At 27.9% G+C, this 3,740-nt stretch carries 3 protein-coding genes and 1 pseudogene; 2 read left to right on the top strand and 2 right to left on the bottom strand.

Annotation, left to right across the window (positions count from 1 at the left end; genetic code table 11):
* Positions 1–305, bottom strand: a pseudogene (locus tag ACRDBA_RS14325) (CHAP domain-containing protein); the annotation flags it as partial.
* 299 nt (positions 306–604) lie between these two features.
* On the opposite strand from ACRDBA_RS14325, the gene ACRDBA_RS14320 reads away from it, so the two are divergent.
* On the top strand, positions 605–1,771 hold the full coding sequence (locus tag ACRDBA_RS14320) for an iron-containing alcohol dehydrogenase (protein WP_438573608.1): 1,167 nt from the start codon (positions 605–607) through the stop codon (positions 1,769–1,771).
* Positions 1,772–1,864: 93 nt separating this feature from the next.
* Here the strand turns inward: ACRDBA_RS14320 and ACRDBA_RS14315 are convergent, their stop codons facing one another.
* On the bottom strand, positions 1,865–2,173 hold the full coding sequence (locus ACRDBA_RS14315) for a PTS fructose-like transporter subunit IIB (protein WP_438573607.1): 309 nt from the start codon (positions 2,171–2,173) through the stop codon (positions 1,865–1,867).
* Between the two features lie 218 nt (positions 2,174–2,391).
* Between ACRDBA_RS14315 and ACRDBA_RS14310 the strand changes: the two genes are divergently transcribed.
* Positions 2,392–3,333, top strand: a complete 942-nt coding sequence (locus tag ACRDBA_RS14310; protein ID WP_438573606.1) for a type I phosphomannose isomerase catalytic subunit — start codon at positions 2,392–2,394, stop codon at positions 3,331–3,333.
* Positions 3,334–3,740: the final 407 nt, after the last annotated feature.

The raw sequence follows: 3,740 nt of genomic DNA, 5'->3' as shown, positions 1-3,740 counted from the left end.
AAATTAGAATCGATAAAGTCTTTAGCATTTCCATATAAATCTGGCATTTTATGATTTTTTGCATCATAATAAAATCTTTTAACAAATTCGACGCATTGCCACTTATAGCCATAGTAATATCCATCATTACTATAATTTTCTCCAAAGGTATCTGTAAAAATCAATCCATTATAATAAACCGGTACATTCTTATAGCTATCTACAGCTTTTCCTATATAAGTTTGTTTGGATGAAAAATAAAAAATTCCTATAGTAAAGGAAATAATAATTGTTGATATAAAAATTACAAATGATTTTTTATTCATAGGCACTCCTTTTAATATTTAAATCATAGGATGTTTTAAAAATATGATGATAGTATATAAAAAATGCAATTTTAATAAATAAAATTCTATGAACAATAAATTAGATATATTAAATAAAAGACATAAATGGAGGGAATAACTATTTAGTAATAAATATATTAATTTTAGTAATAATATTAATAATCAAGAGTATATATAGAGAGAAGGCTAAATTGACATATTAAAATTAACATATTTAAAGTTAGTAATCATATAGATTCAACGACATATTATTATTTATTAAAAAGGGAGGAGAAATTATGGCACGCTTTACATTACCAAGAGACATATATCATGGAGATGGAGCATTAGAAACTTTAAAAACACTAAAGGGAAAAAAGGCTTTTGTAGTAGTAGGTGGAGGATCAATGAAAAAATTTGGTTTTCTACAAAAGGTTGAAGATTATTTAAAAGAAGCTGGAATGGAAGTAGAATTATTTGAAGGGGTTGAGCCAGACCCATCAGTAGAAACAGTTATGAAGGGTGCAGAGACTATGAGGAAATCTAATCCAGATTGGATTATAGCAATGGGGGGAGGTTCTCCTATAGATGCAGCTAAGGCAATGTGGATATTCTATGAATACCCAGATTTTACTTTTGAAAAGGCTATAGTTCCATTTGGATTACCTGAGTTAAGACAAAAAGCTAAATTTGTAGCAATTCCATCTACTAGTGGAACAGCTACAGAAGTTACAGCATTTTCAGTAATTACAGATTATAAGGCAAAAATAAAATATCCTTTAGCCGATTTTAATATAACACCTGATATAGCAATAGTTGACCCAGAGTTAGCTCAAACTATGCCGGAAAAATTAGTTGCTCATACAGGAATGGATGCTTTAACTCATGCAATAGAAGCATACACAGCATCACTAAGGTCAAATTTTACAGATCCATTAGCAATGAAAGCTATAGAAATGGTAAAAGAAAATTTAATTAACTCATTTAATGGTGACAAAGAATCTAGAAATTTAATGCATGAAGCTCAATGCTTAGCAGGTATGGCCTTTTCTAATGCATTACTAGGTATAGTGCATTCTATGGCACATAAAACAGGAGCTGTATTCCATATACCACATGGTTGTGCAAATGCTATATTCTTACCTTATGTTATTGCATATAATAGAACAAAGTGTGAAGAAAGATATTCAGATATTGCAAAGGTATTAAAGCTAAGTGGAAATACAAATGCAGAATTGACGGATTCATTAATAGAAATGATTAATAATTTAAATACAGAGCTTAAAATTCCACATACACTAAAAGAATATGGTGTAAAAGAAGATGACTTTAATGCAAACTTAGAATTTGTTTCACATAATGCAGTTTTAGATGCATGTACAGGATCTAATCCAAGAGAAATTGATGATGAAACAATGGCTAAGTTATTTAAATGTACTTATGACGGAAGTAAGGTTGATTTTTAAATAATATAAAGATAAAAAAATAGGATGTTGTAGAAGAAATTTTCTACAACATCCTTTCTTATTTAAAAGTATTAAGGGCAGTGACAAAAAATATTATTCAAATTTTGTTTTAATTTTTTTAATTACAGCATCAGATTTTTTTACTAAATCAGATACTCCTAATCTAACTATTGTTTTACCAGCGAATCTTTCTTCGCCTTTTATAGATATATCGTTAGTTAATATTACGCAACATGCTTCCTTTATGTCATTTTCTTTTAATTGATTTTCAATTCCAGCTCCACCTTGGGTTTCAACCATAACTTCAACACCAAATTTTTTACCTGATAAAACTAATGATTCAGCTGCCATATAAGTATGTGCAACCCCTGATGGACATGCAGTAACTGCTACTATTTTCATATAAAACCCTCCCACAAATATGTTTATTTATAAATTATTTTTTCTTTTTACTAATTCTTTAGCATACATTTATTGTACAAGGAATTGTAAAAACATTATAGATAGATAATTTGTAATATTTTTTTGCGAAAGTTGAAACTACCAAATAAATACATAAGAGAATAACCTTAAGAAGATAAAAAGAGTGAGAATAGATATAAATATCAGGGGGAGTAATTATGTATCCAATTAAATTTGAAAACTTATATTACAAAAAGATATGGGGAGGACGAGACTTTGAAGAGTTTAGAGACAATCTACCTGAAGGAGATATAGGAGAAACTTGGGATATAGCTTGCCATCCAAATGGAATAGGAATTGTTGAAAATGGTGATTATGTAGGAGAAAGATTTGATAATTTAATAAAAATCCTTGGGCATAGTTTAGTTGGAGAAAAGATAACTTTAGAAAAGCTACCTTTATTAATAAAGCTTATAAATTCAAAGGAAAAATTATCAGTACAAGTTCACCCAGGAGATGAGTATGCAGCTAAGCATGAAGGTGACTATGGTAAAACAGAAGCTTGGTATGTAATGGATGCAAAGCCTGAAGCATGCTTAATAGTTGGAACAAAGGAGTGTTCAAAGGAAGAATTTAAAGAGGGAATAAAAAGAGGAAAAGTTGAAGATTATTTAAATAAAATTGAAGTAAAAAAAGGTGATGCTTTTTTAATTAATAGTGGGTTAGTACATGCTATATGTGAAGGGGTTATAATAGCTGAAATTCAGCAAAATAGCGATGTTACATATAGGGTATATGATTATGGAAGACCTAGAGAAATGCATATAAATAAGGCTTTAGATGTAATAGATTTTAACTTAACATGTGAAAATCTTTCTTTAAATAAGGAAGAAAACCATAATGGATATAAAACTTCATTATTATGTGAAAATCAATATTTTGGAATTGAAAAAATAAGTGTAAATAATAGTTTTAAAGATAAAAGTAATAGTGATAGATTTCATATGATAACTTGTGTTGATGGAGATGGAGAAATAGTAGGAAATGGATTTAATAAAGAAAAAATAAAAAAGGGTGATAGCTATTTAATACCTGCATATTTAGGAGATTATGAAATAAAGGGTGAGTTAGTTCTATTGAAGAGTTATCCAGTAATTTAAGGTTAAGTAGTTAATTAAATTATTAAAGAGGCTGTATTAAAACAAAAGCACTAAGAAAGATTGTTTATGTAAAAGATTCATATAATTTATCTTAGTTAAAAGGTTAGTTTAATACAGTCTTTTATTGTAAATAATTGTGGAATTAAATTACATATAAATATATAATTATTAATGGAAAAGATTACATAATTTACTAAAAGTTTAGAGGAACCATTAAATTTAATAAAAATTTATATATGACTTTTAAAATTTGGAAAAAAATATTACGAAATATATATCTTATCTCCTAGATTTTACTAGAGTATCATAGAGTCATGGGAGGTGAGCACCAGGGGGAGAAATATTTGATAACGGCAAGAATGATAAAAATAATAGATTTACTAAAGGTTAACAAAGAAAATTCATAT

The organism is Clostridium sp. (assembly GCF_051654825.1).
GTDB lineage: Bacteria > Bacillota > Clostridia > Clostridiales > Clostridiaceae > Clostridium.
The sequence above is the reverse complement of the archived record's forward strand: the minus strand, read 5'-3'. Positions and strand labels throughout refer to the sequence as shown.

Bases quoted from the DNA above. Each gene is read 5' to 3' on its own strand.
- ACRDBA_RS14315 (WP_438573607.1), bottom strand. From the start codon at position 2,173: ATGAAAATAGTAGCAGTTACTGCATGTCCATCAGGGGTTGCACATACT.
- ACRDBA_RS14320 (WP_438573608.1), top strand. From the start codon at position 605: ATGGCACGCTTTACATTACCAAGAGACATATATCATGGAGATGGAGCA.
- ACRDBA_RS14310 (WP_438573606.1), top strand. From the start codon at position 2,392: ATGTATCCAATTAAATTTGAAAACTTATATTACAAAAAGATATGGGGA.